Origin of the sequence: Shigella sp. FC1967 (genome assembly GCF_001743005.1) — a bacterium.
In the GTDB taxonomy this organism is placed as follows: Bacteria; Pseudomonadota; Gammaproteobacteria; order Enterobacterales; family Enterobacteriaceae; genus Proteus.
On sequence record NZ_MIIZ01001333.1, the window covers coordinates 1 to 388 of the forward strand.

The window sequence follows — 388 nt, forward strand, 5'->3', positions numbered from 1 at the left end:
GGGTTTTAATTCTGCTTAGAATACCCAATTTTTATCCAAAACTCTGCCTGAGCATTAACAGAGCGTGACATCACATTACTTGCTTTTCGCAAGTACTCAATAAAATCATCAAGCATTGTAAAAACTTTCGCTAATAAACGCCCATTGATTCACCGTCATTAATTCAATTTTCATCAGCCGTTTTAATTCGTCTTATTTTATCCACTTTTCTTTCCTCTTATTCTACTTCTTGCTTGATGGCTTCTTTTTCCAGCATCTCATTGATAATTCATTGGAAAACGTTTTATCTGGGTTTTAATTCTGCTTAGAATACCCAATTTTTATCCAAAACTCTGCCTGAGCATTAACAGAGCGTGACATCACATTACTTGCTTTTCGCAAGTACTCA

1 protein-coding gene and 1 pseudogene are annotated in these 388 nt (G+C 35.1%); both read right to left on the reverse strand.

The window, feature by feature from the left end:
* Positions 1 to 23: 23 nt before the first annotated feature.
* Positions 24 to 116: pseudogene (locus BHE89_RS21765) on the reverse strand (TA system antitoxin ParD family protein); the annotation flags it as partial.
* Positions 117 to 294: 178 nt separating this feature from the next.
* On the reverse strand, positions 295 to 360 hold the full coding sequence (locus tag BHE89_RS27560; RefSeq protein WP_286146408.1) for a TA system antitoxin ParD family protein: 66 nt from the start codon (positions 358 to 360) through the stop codon (positions 295 to 297).
* Positions 361 to 388: the final 28 nt, after the last annotated feature.